The following is a 20,262-nucleotide window of genomic DNA, read 5'->3' on the forward strand; positions in this document are numbered from 1 at the left end:
AACGTCACCCGTGCTGTGCGGCCTCGCCGCCGCCGTGCCGGAGCTCGCCACCGTGCCGGAGCTCGTCGCCGCCGTGCCGGATGCGATCGCGCGGATTCGCGTAACGCACGGTCTCCCAGGCGATCAGCGCCAGCAGCACCGCGCACAGCAGTGCCAGTGAACCGAGCGCGGGCAGGGTGGTGGCGAGCGGGATCAGCGCCAGCAGGGCCACGGCGGCCACCACGCGCGGTATGAGCAGTTTGTGTGTCGCGTAGTACCGGAAACCCACCAACGCCAGCAGATAGGCCACTGCGCCCCCGTAAAGGGCATACAGCGGAATGCCGTAGAGCTTGTCCTCGAGCGAATGCCCTTGCGCCCCGCCCACATAGCCGAGCACCTTCTTCAATCCCAGTGACATGGCCACGATTCCGGCGATCATCGGGAAGTGCCAGTAGGTGTAGCAGCCGCGCGCGATCTGAATGCGCCGCTCACCGGTGGAGTGCTCCAGTTCGTGCTCGACCATCAGCGCCGCGACATCGAAGTACGCCCACCACATGAGCCCGGCGACCGCGAGTCCGAGCAGTGAGCCGAGCGTAATGGCCCAGGAGATCGGCAGTCCGGCCACGCCGACGCCGATCGAGACGATGGATTCGCCGAGCGCGATGATGATGATCAGCCCGTACCGTTCGGCGAAATGCTTGGCGGAGTTGACCACCCAGTCATTGCCGGAGAATCCGGTCCACAGCATTTCCCCGGCGAGCGCGGCCAGCCAGAGCAGGATCTGCCAGTCGCCGTGACTGCGCACGCCGAGCAGCAGCAGCACCGCGGCGATGGTGAGTGAGCCGAAGGCCCAGCGAATGACCTGTCCGCGCAGCTTCTCGTCATCGGCGCTGGCCATCCAGAACACCGACAGGTGCACCAGGCGCGCGACGAGATACGCGATGACGAAGACCAGCGGCCCGTACCAGCCGCCCGGAAGGTCGTGGAAGGCTTCGGGAATGGTGAGCGCGATGACGAACGCCGCGCCCATGGCCACGAACATGGCCACCCGCGCGATGCCCTCATCGGCCTTGACCACATTGCCGAGCCAGGAGTAGCCGATCCACATCCACCACAGCAGCATGAGGATGACCAGCGCGCGCAGCAGATTGATCGCGGTGGTCTCGTGGGCGGCCAGATCGGTGACCATGGTGAACGCGAACACGATCACCAGGTCGAAGAAGAGTTCCAGCTGGGTGACGGAGGCGTCTCGCGCCACCGGCATTATTCGCTTTCGTTGCGCACCGGGCATGTTGGACATAGTGCCGGGTTCGCGGCCCGAAGGGCAGTGTCAGTGACGCGTGTTCACCATCGGCGTCACGCGGTGCCGAAGCCCGGTTCGAGGCGGCCGCCGTAGTGCAGCGGCTGGGAATAGCTCGTGGGTTCGTACCCGGCCTGTTCCACGTAGGGTGCTTCCTCCACCTCGCCGAGTCCCTCGATGCCGGTGACGGATTCGACGAACGAGATGAAGTTCTCGATGGTGGTCTCGCCCTCGCGGCGGGCGGTGCGCTTGAGGAACATGCCCGGTGCGGGAATCGGCAGGTAGAGCTCGGTGTGGTACCAGACCTCGGTCCCGCCGTCCTCGGTTTCGGCGAGATCGAACCAGCCCTGGCCGCCCGCGCCGGCGCTGGATTCGGAGACCTTCCAGGCGACCCGGTTCTCACTGCAGGTGTACTCGACGACCTGGCGATCGGGGCGGCCCATGAGGGTGGCCGAGACGTACGCCCGCTTGGGGCGGCCCAATTTGTCGCGGGTGGCGACCCGGACGTCCTGATACGAGGGGGACCAGTCGGGAAGTTGCTCGACCATGAGCAACGCCTCCATCACCTGATCGGGATCGATGTCGATGATGAAGCGGTGATCAGTCTTAGTGCGCATTCCTACCCTCCAGCTTGGGCACCGATTGTGACCAGCGTCGCTCGCCGAGTCAACTGTGTCGCATACCGCCCGGTCTTGTCTGGTTCGCCGGAATCATGAATTTCACTGTCGCGCAATGGAATCGGAACGTACCCGTGGGTAAGTTCCGTTTACCTAATTGGTGACCCAGGTCACAGAATGAACTCGAGTCGATAACACGCGAATCGACGCCGAAACTTTCCGGAACTTTCCCGTTGACACCACTCCAGCCGTAGTACTACATTCCTAATCACTACAAACGAAGTACAACGAACGAGGCGGTAACCATGCGAAATCTTGTCTACTACGTCGGCGCCTCCATCGACGGCATCATCGCGGGCCCGCAGGGTGAGTTCGACTTCCTGCCGGTCGACGAGGTCATGACCGCCTGGATCGGTGCGCGCTACCCCGAGACCATTCCGGCCTTCCTGCGCGAATCGGTGGGCCTGCCGGTCGATGAGCCGAACCGGGAGTTCGACACCATCCTCATGGGTCGCGGCACCTATGAGCCGGGCCTGTCCGTCGGCATCGCCAACCCCTATCCGCACCTGAAGCAGTACGTCATCTCCGGCACGCTGGCGCAGGCCGATTTCCCGGACGTGGAAATCGTGAGCAGCGACCCGGTCGAGTTGGTCCGGCGGTTGAAGAAGGAAGAGGGGAAGGATGTGTGGCTGTGCGGTGGCGGAAAGTTGGCCGGGGAGTTGATCGACGAGATCGATCAGCTCGTCATCAAGACCTATCCGGTCATCGCGGGCGCGGGCGTACGGCTCTTCGACGGCGCATTCCACCCCTCCCGTTTCCGGGTCACCCGCCGCGAGGCATTCGAGAATGACGCCCAGGTCACCTGGCTGGATCGCGTAGCAGCGCGGTGACGTGCACCGAGGTTTCGTGCAGCCGCTGGAACACATCGAGCAGGACGCGCATCTGCTCATCGGTGTAGTCGTTCATGACCTTGCCGAACTCGCGCGCCAAAACCTCGTAGTGCGGGGCGATTTCGTCGATGCGCTCGGGGATGGCGGTGACGATGACGCGCCGCCGATCCAGCTCGTCGTGTTCGCGGCGCACGTACCCGGCCTTGAGCAGCCGATCGATCATCCGCGTGATCGCCCCCGTGGTGAGCCCGGTCCGCTGGGCCAGCTCGCCCGCGGTGGCGGGCCCGTCCAGCCGCAGCAGATTGAGACACCGCAGGTCGGTGACGTGCAGGCCGAGCTTGTCGGCGATGGCCCCGTGCACCATGACGGCGTCGGTGGCGGTGCGCTGGGCGGCGAGGGTGAGCGCGGCGGCGAGCTCACGGTGTTCTTTCGTCATCCCTTGACAGCATAGTCTGTCCCGCGCAATATCTTACTGAATCAACTATTTACTCAGTCAGATATCGATTGATTCAGGGGATGTCATGACAGCTCAACTCACCGACGAAACCGCCATCCGTTCGCTCTTCGATCGCTCCAACCGGGCGTGGGAGGCGGGGGACGCGCACGCCTACGCCGCCGTGTTCACCGTTGATGCCGACTATGTGACCTGGTTCGGTCAGCGCATCAGGGGGCGCGAGGCCATCGAGGCGTCGCATGTTCCGGTGTTCGCCAAGTATTTGAAGGGCACGCGCCTGGACGGGGAGATCACCGGCGTGCGTTTCCTCACTCCCGATGTGGCGGTCGTGCACGGTCGCGGCGCGGTGGTGAAGGGCAGGCGGCGGCGCGGTCGCTTCAACACGAAAGTGAATCTCTACGTCGCTGTTCGGTCCGAAGGGGAGTGGGCTTTCGCGGCCTTCCACAACACCAAGTACAGCTGGCTCTTCAATACTCTTTCGGGAAGCCAGGATTCGGCCCGTGACCGTTCGGCGACCGGCTAGCCGGGAGGTAGCACGAAAACCGATGGACCTCGGCCGGTAGTCTTGCAGGTCGGTAGCAGCAGTTTGTCGATCTTGGAGGATTCCCGCAGTGGCTCTCGTCGTCCAGAAGTACGGAGGATCCTCGGTCGCCACCGCCGAGCGCATCCGCAGGGTCGCCGAGCGGATCGTCGAGACGAAGAAGCAGGGCCACGATGTCGTGGTCGTCTGCTCCGCGATGGGTGATACGACCGACGAACTATTGGATCTGGCCCAGCAGGTGGCGCCCGCGCCGCCCGCCCGCGAAATGGATATGTTGCTCACCTCGGGTGAGCGCATCTCCAATGCGCTGGTGGCCATGGCCATTCATTCGCTCGGCGCGGAGGCCCGCTCGTTCACCGGTTCGCAGGCCGGCGTCATCACGACCGGTACGCACGGCAACGCGAAGATCATCGATGTGGCTCCGGGCCGGGTGCAGAACGCGCTCGCCGAGGGCACCATCGTGCTGGTCGCGGGTTTCCAGGGTGTGTCCCAGGACAGTAAGGACGTGACCACGCTCGGTCGCGGTGGTTCCGATACCACCGCGGTCGCGCTGGCCGCCGCGCTCAATGCCGATGTGTGCGAGATCTACACCGATGTGGACGGCGTTTTCAGCGCCGACCCGCGCATCGTCGCCGATGCCCAGAAGCTGGACACCGTCTCCTATGAGGAAATGCTGGAGATGGCCGCCTGCGGCTCGAAGGTTCTGATGCTGCGCTGCGTCGAGTACGCGCGCCGCTACAACGTGCCGGTTCATGTGCGTTCGTCGTACACCGACAAGACCGGCACCCTGATTTCCGGATCGATGGAGGACATCCCGTTGGAGCAGGCAATTCTCACGGGCGTCGCGCACGACCGCAGCGAGGCCAAGGTGACCGTGGTCGGCATTCCGGATAAGCCGGGCTACGCCGCCAAGGTGTTCCGGGCCGTCGCCGATGCCGAGATCAATATCGACATGGTGTTGCAGAACATCTCGAAGGTGGAGACGGGTAAGACCGACATCACCTTCACCCTGCCCAAGCTGGACGGCCCGCGCGCGGTCGAACTGCTCACCAAGGCGCAGGGCGAGATCGGCTTCTCGCAGGTCGTGTACGACGATTTCGTCGGCAAGGTGTCGCTGGTCGGCGCGGGTATGAAGTCGCATCCGGGCGTGACCGCCACCTTCTGCGAATCGCTCGCGGACGCGGGCATCAATATCGATCTCATCTCCACCTCCGAGATCCGAATCTCGGTGCTGGTCAAGGACACCGATCTGGACGAGGCCGTGCAGGTGCTGCACCGCGCCTTCGATCTGGGCGGCGATGAAGTGGCCGTGGTGCACGGCGGAACGGGGCGCTAGTCATGGGCGTACGCGTAGGTGTTGTCGGCGCGACCGGTCAGGTCGGCGCGGTGATGCGAAAGCTGCTGGAGGAGCGCAACTTCCCGGCCGATGAGGTGCGGTTCTTCGCGTCCGCGCGCTCGGCCGGTAAGACGCTGCCGTTCCGCGGGCAGGACATCGTGGTCGAGGACACCGAGACCGCCGATCCGTCCGGTCTGGATATCGCGCTGTTCTCCGCCGGGGCCACCATGTCCCGGGTGCAGGCCCCGCGCTTCGCGGCGGCCGGTGTCACGGTCATCGACAATTCGTCGGCCTGGCGCAAGGATCCCGAAGTGCCGCTGGTGGTTTCCGAGGTGAATCCGGAGGCGACCCGCAATCTGGTCAAGGGCATCATCGCCAATCCGAACTGCACCACCATGGCCGCCATGCCGGTGCTGAAGGTGCTGCACGATCAGGCGGGTCTGCAGCGGCTGATCGTCTCCAGCTATCAGGCGGTGTCGGGCAGCGGCCTGGCGGGCGTCGAGGAACTCGCCACCCAGGTGCGCGCGGTCATCGACGATGCCGAGAAGCTGGTGCACGACGGTTCGGCCGTGGATTTCCCGGCCCCGAACAAGTACGTGGCCCCGATCGCCTTCGATGTGATCCCGCTCGCGGGTGCGCTGGTCGACGACGGTTCGGAGGAGACCGACGAGGATCAGAAGCTGCGCAACGAGTCTCGCAAGATTCTCGGCCTGCCCGATCTGCTGGTCAGCGGCACCTGCGTGCGCGTGCCGGTCTTCACCGGTCACTCGCTGTCGATCAATGCCGAATTCGCCGAACCGATCTCGGTCGAGACCGCGAAGAAGCTGCTCGCCAACGCCCCCGGCGTCCAGTTGGTGGATGTCCCCACCCCGCTGGCCGCTGCCGGTAAGGACGAATCGCTCGTCGGCCGCATCCGCCAGGATCCGGGCGTCCCGGACGGTCGCGGTCTGGCGCTGTTCATCTCCGGTGACAACCTGCGTAAGGGTGCGGCGCTGAACACCATTCAGATCGCCGAAGTTCTGCTCGCGGACCGCTGAGTCCAAAGCCCCGAAATCGGGCCGTTCGATCCATCACGGATTGAACGGTCCGTTTTTCATATTCTGGCCTTCTTCAGTCGGTCCAGAGTTCCGCACAGGGTAGTGGTGGAAGTCGATCTATCGAGGAACCATCGGGGGTGGTTGCCGATGTCCCGATGGTGACTTCAATACTGTGCGGACGCAAGTGCGCCGCGAGGCGTTCGGCAATTGCGCGGGCGGCTCGGTAGTCGAGCACCATGCCACCCGGAAAGCGTAGGCGCACATGGACTTCGCGCGTTTGCGGTGCGGCGGTCATGTGCCACCTCTTGTTGTCGGATTGGTGCGACGGGTCCCAAGTAAACGGTAAACACAGAAAAATTGCGGTGCAATAAGAAAAATACATGTTCCATACTGTGCGCCGTAAGCTCGCCCGGCGTGGAATCCTTGTCCGCAGATCCCATCTGGGAAGGAGAAGGGCATGGTAGGTATCGGCGAAACAAGCGGGCGGTGACGGCCGGGAAAGCCGATCAGGCAGAAGGAGTTTGACCCGGTGGCCGAAAGTACCCTAGGGGCACGGGTAGCGGAGTTGCGCCGGCGGCGGGGACTATCGCAGAAAGAGTTGGGCGCGGCAATCAGGCGCTCGGAAAGCTGGGTGTCGCAAGTCGAACGGGATGTACTGCCGGTCGAAAGACTGTCCGTACTCCAGCGACTGGCCGACGTCCTCGGAGTCGCGGTGCGAGACCTGAGACCCGAGGCGGCCGAACCGATGGCCGCCGATCGTGGCGATGGTCATCGAGCCGGATCCGCCGTTTTCGAACAACTGCGACTGTTGCTCACCGGACATCCAGCGCTGGAGCAACTTCTCGGTGACGAGGCCGATCGCGAGTCGGCCGATGAGTTGCCGGGGCTACAGGAACGAGTAGATCTGGCATGGCAGTTGGCGCACGAGTCCCGGCTCGTCGAGGTCGGTAGCGCACTGCTGGAACTGATTCCGGATCTCGAACACGCGGCGCGGACCACCTCCGCGAAACGGCCGGAGGTGCTGACACTGTTGTCACGCGCCTATCAGGTGGCCGCCACCGCATTCACCCGTCAGGAGGAAGTGGACGCGGCCTGGGTAGCCGCCGATCGGGCGCTCACCGCGGCCGAGGAATCCGGTGACGCGCTCAGCGTCGTGGCCGGAACCTACCGCATGGCACAGGCTTTCCTGCGACTACAGCGGTTGGAACAGGCCGAGCAGGCGGCCCGGGTCTCGGTGGCGGCGCTCGCGCCGCAGGTCGCCGATCCCGAGCTGTTGCGCCCGGAAGTGTTGTCGCTCTACGGATCTCTGCAGCTCATGCTGGCGGTGATCGCGGCGACCGATGGCAATCGGACCGCCGCGCGCACCGGCTTGGCCGCCGCGCGCAACGCCGCGCAGCGACTCGGTGAGGGCCGCAATGATTTCGACACCGAATTCGGTCCGACCAGTGTGGCCGTGCACGCGGTCGCGGTGGCCGTCGAATTGGGTGATGCGGGTGAGGCGCTCGATACCGCGGCGTCGGTGGACGCCTCGGTGCTCTCACCCGAACGGCAGGCGCGTTTCCTGGTCGACGTGGCTCGCGCGCACGCGCAGCGACGCCAGGCGCAGGATGCGCTGGGGGCCTTGCTCAATGCCGAGCGATTGGCTCCCGAGCTGGTGCACCATGATCCGCGCGCGCGGGAGGTGGTGCGCGATCTACTCCAGTTCGCGGGTCGCCGACCGGCCGATGATCTGCGTGAACTGGCAGGCCGAGCCGCTGTGACGCCGTAACGCATCCGTGGGTGTGGGGGCCCACGGATGCCGGAACGGACCTTCAGTGAATGCCGGGGGTGCGTGGGTCCGGACCCACGCATGCCAGCAGCTCACAGCCCGGCGGTGCGTCGCTGAACGGCGGCGCCAGCGGAGTATTCAAGCAGGACAGCACATTACAGCCCGGATAGGCGTCCGGTCCGAGGCCGAACACGGCGAGCGCGATATCGGTGTCGAAGTATTTGGAGGCGTCGAAGCGCAGCGGCGGTTCCACGAACTGCCCGGGATCGGGTACCGGGCTGTCGTGGAAGGCGGCGAACAGCTCACGGAAGAACTCGTGCGGAACCTCCATGCCGTACTGCAGGATTCCGCTCGCGCCCTGGTTGGTGTGCACGCCGAACACCCCGGTCCACACCACCATCAGGTCCAGGCTGGGGATGATGAACACGTGCTGTAGACCCAGCCCGGACATGGAATACATGTCGGCGGGCAGGAATTCGGCGTTCTCGGCGCAGTCGGGGCCGATCCAGAACAGGTAGCCGTAGCAGCTGTTGGTGCTCGACGAGGTGGTGGCGCGGTGCAGATAGGCCCGCGAGACGATCTCGCGGTCGTGCCAGCGGCCGTCGTTCGCGGTCAGCATGCCCAGCCGGGACAGATCGTCGGGCGGGATCATCAGGTGCGCGTAGCCGTAGGTGTGCCCGGAGCGGTCCCGGGCCCAGTAGTAGTCGCCGCGCTGTATACCGATGGGGCCGAACAGTTCCCGTTGTGCGAACTCCTGGAGCGGTTCGCCGATGGCCAGTTCGATCACATAGGAGAGCAGGTCGACATTGCGCTGACTGTAGGAGAATTTCGTGCCCGGCGGATTGTCGAATGGCACCGCGAGCGCCTGCACCGCGCTGAACGGGTCGACCGGAATGACGCCGGTGAGCCCTTCGGTGACGAGTCCGATTCGCAGACCGGATGTTTCGGTGAGCAGATTCTCCACGGTGATCGAACGATGTTCGGCATCACCGATGCCGGGCGGGAGATAACGGTCGATGGGCGCGTCGATATCGAGTTTGCCTTGATCCCAGGCGATTCCGGCGAGCAACGAGACAATGCTCTTGGTGACGCTCCAGACATTCCATGGAATATGTCCGGTTTGAGCGTTTTCCGGCCCCTCACCGATGAGACAATTATGTCGGAAAACCTGCACATTCAATCGATTTCGGCTTGCCGCGAAGTTCAACGCGTCCCGCAGCCGCGCGCTGTCCAGACCGGCCTGCTCGGGAGCCGCCCGTTCGAATTCCCGGCCCTGCGGTTGCTCGCACTGTATTTCCGGCTGAGCCATTTCCGCCGGCTGCGCGTGCGCGAAACCGCCGCCGCAGATCACCAGTGCCACCGCTACCGCGCCGGCCCAACCCCCGCGCTTGCGCAACATGGGTTTCAGGTTATCCGGCGGGCACTGTCCCAGACCCCGAAACGCACAGCAAAACGCCGCCAGGCGGGGGGAGTCCTGGCGGCGTCGCTCGCGGCTGTACCGCGAAGCAGCGTCGACGCCCAACAAGCGCCTCTCGGCGGGTGGTCGCTCGTAGCGACGGAGGGTGCGGCCCGGGGCTGTTACCGACGCCGACAGTGGGGACCAACCGGGCCGCGGCGGGATCTATTCCGGCCCCGGCGGTGTGATCTGCGCTACCCGGCGGCCCGTGCGGGTTCGCGCGGCAAACTATTCGGTGCGCACTGTCACCGGGACCGTTTAGCATTCGCACCGAAGACCGAACTTTTTCCCGGGGGGAAGCCTTGACCGACGATCCGGTGATCACCGAACTGACGAGCGTGCTCGAGCAGAACCCCGAGCTGCTGTCGCTGCGGCTGCGGGTGGTCGAACTGCTCGCCGATCGTGAGCGCTACGCGGACGCGCTCACGCACTGCGCGGTCGCGCTGGGTCAGGATCCCGGGAATGCGACGGCTATGGCTCTGCTGCAACGCTGTTCGGCCGCGCTCGCGGGCGGCGCGAGCCCGGCTCCGGTGGCCGCGGCCCCCGCTGCCGTGTCCGGCGGAACCGCGACCGCGGGGCCTGCCGCGCCGGAGTCCGAGGCTCCGAAGTCCGCGCGCGGCAACGGTTTCGACTGGGCCGCCGCCGAAGCCGAGGTCGGCGACATCATCAAACCGGCGTTCGTGGACGACGACGGTGAACCGCTGGTCGTCAACGAGGGTGATGTGGGGCTGTTCGAGAAGCCCAAGCTGTCACTGTCCGAGGTGGGCGGTATGCAGAACGTGAAGGAGCAGCTGGAGCTCTCGCTGCTCGGCCCGCTGCGAAATCCCGAGCTGGCCAAGGCATTCGGCACCAGTGCGCGCGGCGGGCTGCTGCTGTACGGTCCGCCCGGCTGCGGTAAGACCTTCATCGCCTCGGCGGTGGCGGGCGAGCTGGGCGCGAATTTCTATCCGATCGAGATCGCCGACATCCTCGATATCCACCTGGGCGCGAGCGAACGCAATCTGCACCAGATCTTCGAGGTGGCGCGCCGCAATGCGCCCTGTGTGCTGTTCATCGACGAGGTCGACGCGCTCGGCTACAAGCGCAGCCAGATGTCCGGCTCGGCGGGCCTGCGCACCGTGGTGAATCAGCTGCTCACCGAAATGGATTCGGCCACAGGCGATAACGAGGGCGTCTACATCCTCGGCGCGACCAACCACCCCTGGGATATCGATGTCGCGCTGCGCCGCCCCGGCCGCTTCGATCGCATGATCCTGGTGACCCTGCCCGATCCGGACGCCCGCGTCTCCATCCTGCGCCACCACCTGAAGGACCGCCCCGTCGAGGGCATCGACCTCAAGGCGATAGCCCTGCGCACCGACGGCTTCTCCGGCGCGGACCTGGCCCACATCGCCACCTCCGCAACCCAATTGGCGATGGCCGACTCCCTGCGCGCCGGAGCCGTCCGCCCCATCCGCATGTCCGATATCGACCAGGCCATGACCCAGATCCGCCCCAGCACCAACGCCTGGTTCGAATCCGCCCGCAACGTAGTCGAATTCGCCAACAACGACGGCGCCTACGACGAACTCGCCACCTACATGAAGCGCATGAAGCTCCGCTGACCCGGCGCACCAACACCGCTGGGGAAGAGCAATGGATAGTCGGATAGAGCGGGCCAATGTGCTCATCGACCTGGGCAGGCTGGAGTCCGCCCGGGAGATGCTGGTCGAGGTGCTAGCGGGGGAGCCGGACAACGGGCATGCGCTCGCCGCGCTGGCGGATGTCATGTATCAGCTGGACGATTTCGAGCGTTCGCTCGGTTACAGCGCGTCCGGGCTTCGGGTGTGGCCCGACAGCCCCTTCCTGTGGCGGATTCGCGCGCTGGCCTACTGGCAGTTGGGCCGGGCCGCCGCCGATGATCCGGAGGTGCAGCGCAAGCGCAATGCGGACGCGCTCGGCGCGGCGCAGCGGGCGGTGGAGCTGAACCCGGACGATATCGATAACCTGCGCATTCTCGCTGTGTCGCAGCGGCATATCGATCCGGACGCCGCCCTGGCGACGCTGGACCGGGCGCTGGAGATCAATGCCGAGATCGCCGAAGTGCATCTGGTGCGCGGGTACGTGCTGCGCCAATTGCGCTGGCGCGATCTCGCCTACAACGAGCAGGCCGAGGCGGCGTTCCACGAGGTGCTCCGGATCAACCCGGACAGCGCTTCGGCGGCTTTCGAGCTGGGCGTGATCGAATATCAGCGGCGTGACCTCGAGCAGGCGATCGAACGGTTTCGCATGGCGGCGCGCCTGAATCCCGCCTACGCCGATGCCGCGCGCACCAATATCGCGCTGATCGGGAAGGAACTCGAGCAGGTGCACGCGGCCGCCGCGTCCGGGTCGCCCGCTCCCATCGTCCAGATCGTCCCCGTCGATGCCCCGGAAGAGCCTGCGCCCGAACCGCTTCCGCCGGTCCCGCGCGGTGAATGGGATGCCGAGGTGCTGGCCGAACTGCGGCAATTCGATGCCGACCGCTGGCGGGAGACCACCCCCGAGAGCTTCCGCGCGGCGGTCGCGGCGCTGCGAGAGATGCTGCTGTCGGATCCTCGGAATGCCGCCGCCGCACACGAATTGGCGTTGACGGACCTGCTGTGCGGGCGGCGGCGGGCGGCGATCGTCCGGCTGCGCGATGTCGCCCGATGGGATCCGGCACGGGCCGACGCGGTGGCGCGGCGGATCGCCGCGATCGAGTCCGACTCCGAACGGGCGGCGGCCGACAAGGTCGAGCGGGAGATCGCGGCGGCGGCCGCACGCACTCGGGAACTGGAACGAGCGGCGTTGCGGCGCAGGCAATCCGGGTCATCAAGCACCCGGGAGAAGGCCGCCGCCACCCGCCTGCACCGGCCGCGCCGGTGGGGCGGTTCAGCGCTGCTGCTGTTTCCGATTCTGCTGTTCGTCCGGTTGGTGGCGAGCGGCTGTTCGGCCGATTCGAGCGGACATCAGCCGCCGACGGTGACGAACACCCGATACGTGCCGCCCTACAACCCGGCGACTGATCCGGCGTTCGTTTCGTTCCTGCGCTCCCCACCGCCGGTGGTGCCGCATGGATAGCCGGATCGAAAGAGCCGCTGTGCTGGCCGATTTGGGGCGGTTGGTGGATGCGCGGGAGCTTTTCGCGGAGGTGCTGGCGGGTGAGCCGGAGAACTGCGCCGTGCTCATCGAGATGGCGGTCGTATCGCTTCGTCTCAGCGAGCCGGAGCGCGCGCTGGAGTTCTGCGATGCCGGACTGCGGGTGCAACCGGAGAATGCGGAGCTGTGGAAGCACCGGGCGTTCACGCTCTACTTGCTCACGAAATTTGCCCCGCCCGGCTCCGAATCGCAGCGGAGCCACCACGGTGACGCTTCGATCGCGGCGCATCGATCGGTGGATCTCGAGCCCGAGGGCATCGGCTCCCTGCGTGTCCTTGCCCAGGTGCAGAGCTTGACGGATCCGGCGGCCGCGTTGGCGACGGTGGATCGCGCTCTCGCGATCGATTCCGAACGCGCGAGCATGCACGAGGTGCGGGCCGAGATCCTGAGCCGGTTGCGACACCGCGATGCCTCCTTCGGCGATCAGGCCATAGCGGCCTATCGGGAGGCATTGCGATTGGACCCGGAGGATGCCAGGCCCGCCTTCGAGTTGGCATGCCTCGAATACGAGCGTGACGACCTCGCACCGGCGCTCAGCCACTTCCGGACGGCGGTGCGGCTCGATCCACGTTTCGGCAAAAGGGCCCGGCAGTACGTCCGGCAGATCGAGATGGAGTTGGTGCTGGGGCGAGGTTCGACCGCGGCGTCGACACCGAAGTTCGGGGCCGATGAGCCCGCGCTCGCTGCCGCCGTATCCGCTTCGGCCGTGGCCGTGGATGAGCGCGCCCCGAGCCATGAGCAATCCGCGGGATCGACCACGACCGCTCCCGGTCCCGCGCCTGTTCCCGCTTCTGCGACCGTTTCCGGCCCCGGCCCCGGCCCCGGCCCCGGCCCCGGTCCCGCGACCACGACCGCTCTCGCGCCGCGGCGGAAATGGCGGTGGGGGCGAGCGGCGTTGTTGCTGTTGCCGATTCTGCTGTTCATCCGATTGGCGGTGAGCGGGTGTTCGCCGGACGCGAGTGATCATCAGCCGGTGCGGACCACCGGACCGGGGCCGCTGTTCCCGATCACCGACCCGGCGATCAAGTCGGGCCTGTTATCCCCGCCGTCGGTTGTGCTGGTGCCGCATGGATAGCCGGATCGAGCGGGCACGGGTGCTGGCGAGTCTGGGGCGGTTGGAGGCGGCTCGGGAGACGCTGGGGGAGGTGCTGGCGGGGGAGCCGGAAGATGTTGTGGCGCTGGCCGATATGGCCAATGTGGTGTTGCGGTTGCGGGATTATTCGCGGGCGGTGGAGTACAGCGCGCTGGCGTTGCGGGGGGATCCGGAGAACACGTTCGCGTGGCGGGTGCGGGCGCTGGGGGAGTTGGGGATGGCTCGGGATGCCGGGCTCGGGGAGGAGGCGGTCGCCGAGCATCGGTTGCGGGCGCAGGTCGCCGCCGAACAGGCGGTGAAGATCGCGCCGGAGAACACCGATAATCTGCGAATCCTGGCTTCCACCAAGCGGGATCGGGATCCGGTGGCGGCCTTGGCGACGCTGGATATCGCGCTGGAGATCGATCCGGACGATGTCAGCGTGCATCTGTTGCGCGGATTCATTCTGCGCCGAAATCTGAAGGGGCGCACCGAACAAGCCGCAGTTGAGTTCCGGGAGGCACTGCGGCTTGATCCGGAGAACGCCGAGGCGCTGTACGAACTCGCCTTGATCGATATCGACGGCGGTGATCGGGAAGCCGGGAAGGAGCAGTTGCGGCGGGTCGCGCTGCTGGATCCGGAGTACGGCTCGGCGGTGCGCGATCATCTGAACTGGCTGGACGAGGACGATCAGCGGATCGCGCTGGCCGCGCAGGCCGAGGAAACGCGACGGCTGGCGAACCGTTACGCCAGTGCTCCGCAACCGCAGTTCCTGTATGAGACCAAGGCGCAGGCCCGCGGCAAACGCGTCACCAAGTGGGTGGTCGGGGTGGTGATCTTCCTGATCCTCCGGGCGCTCGTCGCGGGTGTGTCACCCGATTCGAGCAAGACCACGTACACCCCGCCGCCCGAGCCGGTCGTCCCGTCGTGGGCGCGGTATCCACCGCCGACCCTTCCGTATCGCCCGTTTCCGACCTTCCCGACGGAACTGCTGCGGGATTGGCCATCGAACATCCCGCGGCCGGGCTACCCCTATCAGCAGCCGGTGGCCCCGACCACACCGCCGACCCCGCGGCTGACGGTTCCGCCGGGCGTGAACCCGTTCCAGTGATTTCGTCTGTGCAGGTAGCGAGGTTATTTCAAGGAAACGGCCAGCTTTTCTTGACTAACTCCAGAAAAGGGAGCAGGGTGAAACAGAGTTTTCCCCCACCCTGAGGAGGCTTCGATGACCAAGCCGACGACCACCAATACCGGTACCCCGGTGGTGAGCGACGACGAATCGCTCACCGCCGGCACGCAAGGCCCGATCCTGCTGCACGACCACTATCTGATCGAGAAGCTGGCTCAGTTCAACCGCGAGCGGGTGCCCGAGCGCATCGTGCACGCCAAGGGCGCGGGCGCGTTCGGTGAACTGGTGGTGACCGGCGACGTCAGCCGCTTCACCAAGGCGAAGCTGTTCCAGCCCGGTGCGCGCACCGAATCGCTGGTGCGGTTCTCCACCGTCGCGGGTGAGCAGGGCTCCCCGGATACCTGGCGCGATCCGCGCGGTTTCGCGGTGAAGTTCTACACCCCGGACGGCAATTACGACCTGGTCGGCAATAACACCCCGGTCTTCTTCATCAAGGATCCGATCAAGTTCCCGGACTTCATCCGATCGCAGAAACGCCTGCCCGGCAACGGACTTCGCGATCACAATATGCAGTGGGACTTCTGGACCCTGCGCCCGGAGACCGCACACCAGGTGACCTGGCTGATGGGCGATCGCGGTGTGCCCAAGTCGTACCGCCATATGAACGGCTACGGTTCGCACACCTACCAGTGGATCAATGCCGCGGGTGAGCGCTTCTGGGTGAAGTACCACTTCAAGACCGATCAGGGCGTGGAGTCGCTGACCCAGGCCGAGGCGGACACCCGCGCGGGCACCGATCCCGACTTCCACCGCCAGGATCTGTGGGAGGCCATCGAGCGCGGCGAATTCCCCAGCTGGACACTGCACGCGCAGGTGATGCCGGTCGCGGACGCCGAGGGCTACCGCTTCAACCCCTTCGATCTGACCAAGGTGTGGTCCCACAAGGACTACCCGCTGATCGAGATCGGCAAGTGGACGCTGAACCGCAACCCGGGCAATTACTTCGTCGATATCGAGCAGGCCGCCTTCGAACCCTCGAATGTCGTTCCGGGCATCGGCTTCTCACCGGACAAGATGCTGCTGGGCCGCGTCTTCGCCTACGCCGACGCGCACCGCTACCGCATCGGCACCAACTACGCGCAGCTGCCGCCGAACCAGCCCAAGGCGGAGGTGAACTCCTACTCCAAGGAGGGCGCCATGCGCTACAGCTACAACGACGCGAAAACCCCGGTGTACGCACCGAATTCGTACGGCGGCCCGCACGCCGATCCGGACCGGGCCCCCGACGGCGGCCTCTGGGATTTCGAACCGACCATGGTGCACGCGGGCTACATCGAGCATGCCGAGGACGGCGATTTCACCCAGCCGGGCACACTGGTGCGCGAGGTGCTCGATGACGGTGAGCGAGATCGCCTGGTGTCCAACGTGGTCGGCCACGTGCTGGCCGGAGTTCAGGAGCCGGTGCTGAGCCGCGTTTTCGAGTACTGGAAGAACGTCGACACCGAGATCGGCAAGCGCATCGAAGAGGGTGTGCGAGCGGGGCTGAACAGCTAGCGCTTTGCAGGAGACCGGGCCCGCACCACGAAAGGTGCGGGCCCGGTGTCATTTTCGGTGCGAGAGGTCCGTTCAGCGCAGGAGTGAATCGGTGAGCTCCTCGGCCGTTTCGCGGTCCAGGGGGGCGTGGCCGATGATGAAGCGATACCAGAACAGCCCGTAGAACTGGTCCAGCAGCAGATCCAGGTCCGCGTTCGCGCGCAGTTCCCCGCGTTCGCGTCCGCGCGCGAGCACCTCCCGCGCGACCTCGCGGCGCTCCAGGGCGAAGGTGCGCAGCGACTCCGCGAGATGCTCGTCCCACGCCGCCTCACGCACCAGCGTCCGCAGCGCCGGTCCGGTCGGAACCCGTTGTGCCCCGGCGAAAGTGGACTCGATCAGCTGGAGCAGATCCTCGCGCAGCGATCCGGTGTCCGGGCGCGCGACATCCTGTTCGGACCGGTCGGTGAGCGCGTCCAACAGCAGCGCCCCCTTGGATGGCCACCAGCGGTAGACGGTCTGTTTGCCGACGCCCGCCGCCTTGGCGATGGCGTCGATATTCACCTTGGCCCCTTCGGATTCCGTGAGCAGCCGCAGTGCGGCATCCAGAATCGCCTGGTGCGCGGCCTCATTGCGGCGTCGTCCGGTATGCGGTCGTTCCATGCCTGCCTCCTGTGACCCAACTCACCGCTTTGTCGAGACTAAAAGTCTCGGTAATGGCGTTGTCGAGACTGTGGGTCTCGTAAGAGTAGACGGGGCCACATTCAGAAAGGCATTCGACATGACCACAGCGGATTCGGCCACCACCGTCCAGCGGGTAGTCGTCATGGGCGGCAGCTCCGGCATCGGCGAGGCCACCGCCACCACCTTCGCCGCGCAGGGGGCCGAGGTCGTCATCACCGGACGCACCCGGGACAAGATCGACGCGGCCGTCGCCCGCATCGGCGGCAAGACCACCGGTTATCGCATGGACGCGACCAGCCCGGCCGATATCGACGCCTTCTTCGCGCAGTCCGGCCCGATCGATCACCTGGTCATCGCGGTCAGCGGCGCGGCGGGCAGCGGACCCTTCGCCGAACTGAACCTCGACGATCTCGAAGCGGGCTTCGCGCAGAAGTTCTGGCCGCAGGTGCGCATCCTGAAAGCCGCACTGCCGCACCTGAATCCGACCGCATCGGTCACCCTCATCACCGCCGCGTCGGCCCGCGCCGCCTTCGCCGGAACCGCGGGCCTGGCGGCCGTCAACGGTGCGCTGCAATCGATGGTCCCGCCGCTGGCCGTCGAACTGGCTCCCATCCGCGTCAACGCGGTGTCCCCGGGCGTCATCGACACCCCGTGGTGGGATCGCGTCCCGGAGGCGCAGCGCCGCGACCTCTTCCACGGCCTGGCCGCCACCACTCCCGTTGGCCGCGTGGGCAATCCGGCGGAACTGGGGCGAGCGGTGCACGCCCTGGCCACCAACGGTTTCATCACCGGTGTGGTCCTGGATGTCACCGGTGGGGCAAATCTCCCGACCGGGCGCTAACGGTCCTTGCGCAGCTCCGGGTCGAGTCCGTCGAGAATGCGGCCGACCTGGATATCGAAAGCGCTACTTCGGATCTGATGCATATCCACATCGGGTGCGAGGGTCTGTTCGTCGAACTTCAGGTAGCGGCGGTGCAGGGTCGGATACGGCCGCGCCGCCACTTCCGCGGCGGGCATGAGTTTGCGGAACCATTCGACCTCGGTGAGCCCGCTGCGCCGGAAGGTGACCTGCGCGGCGGCCTCGCTCAATGCCATGCCGATGACGAAGGAGAAGATCACCGTCACCGCGGTATCGGCGTCATCGGGGGTGAAGCCCGCATCCTCCAGCAGGCTGAGCACGGATTCATTGAGCCGCAACATATTCGGCGCGAGGTAGAGCAGGCCCATTTCGCCGAGCACCGTGGACAGCCAGGGATGGCGCAGCATCATCTCGCGCAGGTCCCGGGTGAAGCTCACCATCGCGGGCCGCCAGCCATCCGGTCCGGCGACCGGCGGGGTGAGTTCACCGAAGACGGCATCGGTGACGAGCTCCATCAGCTCGTCCTTATTCGCCACGTGGGTGTAGAGCGAGGTTGCCCCCGCGCCCAGCCGGGCCCCGAGCTTGCGCATGCTGAGCGCTTCGGTGCCCTCGGAGTCGAGTAGGGCCAGGGCCTCGGACACGATCTGCTCCCGGCTGAGTGCGGGCTGATCGCGGCGTCGGCCGCGCGCGGGCTGGCGGGTCCACACCGACTGAATCTGCTGTTCGTCCTCGCTCATGGCCACTTCTCCTTCGTCTGCCGGTCAGCATATCCGCTGCTAGAACGCTGTTCGAATCCCGGTACGGTGTTCGGCATTGCGAACAGTGTACGGAGACCGTACAGTGTTCGACAACGCCGCACAGTGTGCGGTGAAAGTTCTCGAGGGGATATGAAATGACTGCGAAAGACTTGGCCGCGGCGGTGACTTCGCCTGCGGCACAGCGCAACCCGAAGCGCTGGCTGATCCTGATCGCGCTCTGCCTGAGCTCGCTCGTGCTGGTGATCGACAACATGGTGCTCAATGTCGCCATCCCGCAGCTGTCCCGGGATCTGGGCGCGACCACCCAGGACATCCAGTGGGTGCTGGACTCCTACATCCTGGTGTTCGCGGGCCTGCTGCTCACCTCGGGGAGCTTGTCCGACCGGTTCGGGCGCAGGCTGGTGATGGTGATCGGCCTGGCGCTGTTCGGGGCGGCCTCGCTGCTGGCTGCGTACGCCACCTCGCCGGAGACGCTGATCGCGGGCCGCGTGGTGATGGGTATCGGCGGCGCGCTCATCATGCCGAGCACGCTGTCCATTCTGATCACCGTGTTCGACGAGGAAGAGCGCCCCAAGGCGATCGCCGCGTGGAGTGCGGTGGCCATGGTCGGCATGGTCGGCGGTCCGGTGATGGGCGGGGTCCTGCTGAACCACTTCTGGTGGGGTTCGGTATTCCTGTTGAACGTGCCGATCGCGATCGTCGCGATCATCGCGGCGCTGGCGCTCATGCCGGAATCCAAGGGGCCGTGGACGAAACCGGATTTCTCGGGCATGGTGCTGTCGATCGTCGGCACCACCGCGCTGGTGTGGACCATTATCGAATTCCCGGCCAAGGGTTTCTCCGGGGTGTGGCCGTCGCTGATCGTGGCCGTGATCGGCTTCTCCGCCTTCATCATTCGCGAGCTGAAGGCCGAACACCCGATGGTGCCCATGCAGCTGTTCCGCAATCGGGTCTTCACCGGTTCCAGCTTCTCGCTGGTGCTGGTGGTGTTCGCCAATGCCGGTCTGCTGCTCGTGCTCACCCAGTACCTGCAGTTCGTGCTCGGCTACTCGCCGATCAAGACCGCGGTGGCCTTCACGCCGATGGCGTTGGCGGCGTTGGTATGTCAGGCCATCGGCGCGGGGCTGATCGGCAAGCTGGGCGTTCGCACCGTCACCATCGGCGGCCTGCTGGTGCTGGCGGCGGGCACCGGGGTGCTGACCACGCTGACCGTGGACTCCGGATTCTGGATGCCCGCGGTCGCCATGGCCCTGGTCGGCGGTGGTGCGGGTCTGGCCATGCCAGCCGCCATCGGCGCGCTGATGGGTGCGGTGCCGCCGGAGCAGGCCGGTGTCGGCTCGGCGCTGAACGACACCATTCAGCAGACCGGTGGTGCGCTGGGTGTGGCTGTGCTTGGCGCGATTCTGGCGAAGTCCTACACCAACGGCATGCCGGAATCGGCTCCGGAATTGGTGCGCGAGAATCTGGCCCCGGCTATCGGCAGCGGTGACGCCGTGATCATCGCCGCGGCGCGCGAAGCCTTCACCAACGCGATGTCGACCACCTTCACCGCCGGTGCGGTCAGCGTCCTGGCCGCCTGCGTACTCGCGTTCTTCCTGATGCGAGGTGCGAAAGCGGCGAATACGGAAGGTGTTTCGCCCACCGAGCCGGTGGCTGACGAGCTGGTCGACGCCCGCTAGCCGTCGAAACGAGA

General features: G+C 66.0%; 19 protein-coding genes. 12 read left to right on the plus strand and 7 right to left on the minus strand.

Annotated features, from left to right (window positions below; genetic code table 11):
* Positions 1-4 precede the first annotated feature (4 nt).
* Together ACFC0O_RS25965 and ACFC0O_RS25970 are read right to left on the minus strand one after the other, a co-directional pair.
* Positions 5-1,270, minus strand: a complete 1,266-nt coding sequence (locus ACFC0O_RS25965) for a low temperature requirement protein A (protein ID WP_375962093.1) — start codon at positions 1,268-1,270, stop codon at positions 5-7.
* A gap of 65 nt (positions 1,271-1,335) precedes the next feature.
* Entirely contained in the window at positions 1,336-1,896 is a 561-nt protein-coding gene (locus tag ACFC0O_RS25970) for an SRPBCC family protein (RefSeq protein WP_375962096.1), read from the minus strand.
* A 305-nt stretch (positions 1,897-2,201) separates the two neighbouring features.
* Between ACFC0O_RS25970 and ACFC0O_RS25975 the strand changes: the two genes are divergently transcribed.
* A complete protein-coding gene (locus ACFC0O_RS25975) occupies positions 2,202-2,786 on the plus strand; it encodes a dihydrofolate reductase family protein (RefSeq protein ID WP_375962098.1) in 585 nt (194 codons plus the stop codon).
* Here ACFC0O_RS25975 and ACFC0O_RS25980 read toward each other — a convergent pair.
* Positions 2,755-3,222, minus strand: coding sequence for a MarR family winged helix-turn-helix transcriptional regulator (locus ACFC0O_RS25980; RefSeq protein ID WP_375962101.1), 468 nt, complete (start codon positions 3,220-3,222; stop codon positions 2,755-2,757). The genes ACFC0O_RS25975 and ACFC0O_RS25980 overlap by 32 nt on opposite strands.
* Positions 3,223-3,307: 85 nt before the next feature.
* Here ACFC0O_RS25980 and ACFC0O_RS25985 point away from each other — a divergent pair, with 85 nt between their 5' ends.
* The 3 genes from ACFC0O_RS25985 to ACFC0O_RS25995 all read left to right on the plus strand — a co-directional run bounded on the left by ACFC0O_RS25985 (position 3,308) and on the right by ACFC0O_RS25995 (position 6,154).
* Positions 3,308-3,763 (plus strand): SgcJ/EcaC family oxidoreductase, encoded by a 456-nt coding sequence (locus ACFC0O_RS25985; RefSeq protein ID WP_375962103.1) that lies wholly within the window; start codon positions 3,308-3,310, stop codon positions 3,761-3,763.
* Between the two features lie 88 nt (positions 3,764-3,851).
* Positions 3,852-5,117 (plus strand): aspartate kinase, encoded by a 1,266-nt coding sequence (locus ACFC0O_RS25990; RefSeq protein ID WP_375962106.1) that lies wholly within the window; start codon positions 3,852-3,854, stop codon positions 5,115-5,117.
* A gap of 2 nt (positions 5,118-5,119) precedes the next feature.
* Positions 5,120-6,154: an aspartate-semialdehyde dehydrogenase gene (locus ACFC0O_RS25995; protein WP_375962109.1), complete on the plus strand. Its 1,035-nt coding sequence runs from the start codon at positions 5,120-5,122 to the stop codon at positions 6,152-6,154.
* A 73-nt stretch (positions 6,155-6,227) separates the two neighbouring features.
* Here ACFC0O_RS25995 and ACFC0O_RS26000 read toward each other — a convergent pair whose 3' ends face one another.
* Positions 6,228-6,449: a hypothetical protein gene (locus ACFC0O_RS26000; protein ID WP_364637414.1), complete on the minus strand. Its 222-nt coding sequence runs from the start codon at positions 6,447-6,449 to the stop codon at positions 6,228-6,230.
* Positions 6,450-6,683: 234 nt separating this feature from the next.
* Here ACFC0O_RS26000 and ACFC0O_RS26005 point away from each other — a divergent pair, with 234 nt between their 5' ends.
* Entirely contained in the window at positions 6,684-7,922 is a 1,239-nt protein-coding gene (locus tag ACFC0O_RS26005; protein ID WP_364637416.1) for a helix-turn-helix transcriptional regulator, read from the plus strand.
* Positions 7,923-7,965: 43 nt separating this feature from the next.
* Here the strand turns inward: ACFC0O_RS26005 and ACFC0O_RS26010 are convergent, their stop codons facing one another.
* The gene (locus ACFC0O_RS26010; protein ID WP_375962112.1) at positions 7,966-9,321 is read right to left on the minus strand and encodes a serine hydrolase domain-containing protein; all 1,356 of its coding nucleotides are present in this window, start codon (positions 9,319-9,321) and stop codon (positions 7,966-7,968) included.
* 359 nt (positions 9,322-9,680) lie between these two features.
* On the opposite strand from ACFC0O_RS26010, the gene ACFC0O_RS26015 reads away from it, so the two are divergent.
* The 5 genes from ACFC0O_RS26015 to ACFC0O_RS26035 all read left to right on the plus strand — a co-directional run bounded on the left by ACFC0O_RS26015 (position 9,681) and on the right by ACFC0O_RS26035 (position 16,292).
* Entirely contained in the window at positions 9,681-10,982 is a 1,302-nt protein-coding gene (locus tag ACFC0O_RS26015; RefSeq protein ID WP_375962114.1) for an ATP-binding protein, read from the plus strand.
* A 31-nt stretch (positions 10,983-11,013) separates the two neighbouring features.
* Complete coding sequence (locus tag ACFC0O_RS26020) at positions 11,014-12,459, plus strand: tetratricopeptide repeat protein (protein ID WP_375962117.1); 1,446 nt, start codon at positions 11,014-11,016, stop codon at positions 12,457-12,459.
* Positions 12,452-13,612, plus strand: coding sequence for a tetratricopeptide repeat protein (locus tag ACFC0O_RS26025; protein WP_375962119.1), 1,161 nt, complete (start codon positions 12,452-12,454; stop codon positions 13,610-13,612). Before ACFC0O_RS26020 ends, ACFC0O_RS26025 begins: the two co-directional genes overlap by 8 nt.
* A complete protein-coding gene (locus ACFC0O_RS26030; protein ID WP_375962121.1) occupies positions 13,605-14,720 on the plus strand; it encodes a tetratricopeptide repeat protein in 1,116 nt (371 codons plus the stop codon). The genes ACFC0O_RS26025 and ACFC0O_RS26030 overlap by 8 nt, the downstream gene beginning before the upstream one ends.
* Before the next feature lie 114 nt (positions 14,721-14,834).
* Positions 14,835-16,292 (plus strand): catalase, encoded by a 1,458-nt coding sequence (locus ACFC0O_RS26035; protein ID WP_375962124.1) that lies wholly within the window; start codon positions 14,835-14,837, stop codon positions 16,290-16,292.
* A gap of 72 nt (positions 16,293-16,364) precedes the next feature.
* Here ACFC0O_RS26035 and ACFC0O_RS26040 read toward each other — a convergent pair whose 3' ends face one another.
* Complete coding sequence (locus tag ACFC0O_RS26040; protein ID WP_375962126.1) at positions 16,365-16,931, minus strand: TetR/AcrR family transcriptional regulator; 567 nt, start codon at positions 16,929-16,931, stop codon at positions 16,365-16,367.
* Positions 16,932-17,049: 118 nt separating this feature from the next.
* Here ACFC0O_RS26040 and ACFC0O_RS26045 point away from each other — a divergent pair, with 118 nt between their 5' ends.
* The gene (locus tag ACFC0O_RS26045) at positions 17,050-17,793 is read left to right on the plus strand and encodes an SDR family oxidoreductase (RefSeq protein WP_375962129.1); all 744 of its coding nucleotides are present in this window, start codon (positions 17,050-17,052) and stop codon (positions 17,791-17,793) included.
* Here the strand turns inward: ACFC0O_RS26045 and ACFC0O_RS26050 are convergent.
* Positions 17,790-18,548 carry a TetR/AcrR family transcriptional regulator gene (locus tag ACFC0O_RS26050; protein ID WP_375962131.1) on the minus strand — a complete coding sequence of 253 codons (759 nt, stop codon included), beginning with the start codon at positions 18,546-18,548 and terminating at the stop codon, positions 17,790-17,792. The genes ACFC0O_RS26045 and ACFC0O_RS26050 overlap by 4 nt on opposite strands.
* Before the next feature lie 155 nt (positions 18,549-18,703).
* Between ACFC0O_RS26050 and ACFC0O_RS26055 the strand changes: the two genes are divergently transcribed.
* On the plus strand, positions 18,704-20,248 hold the full coding sequence (locus ACFC0O_RS26055; RefSeq protein ID WP_375962134.1) for an MFS transporter: 1,545 nt from the start codon (positions 18,704-18,706) through the stop codon (positions 20,246-20,248).
* The last annotated feature ends 14 nt before the right edge of the window (positions 20,249-20,262 follow it).

The sequence above is a fragment of the Nocardia sp. NPDC056100 genome (genome assembly GCF_042266325.1).
Taxonomy (GTDB): Bacteria; Actinomycetota; Actinomycetes; order Mycobacteriales; family Mycobacteriaceae; genus Nocardia.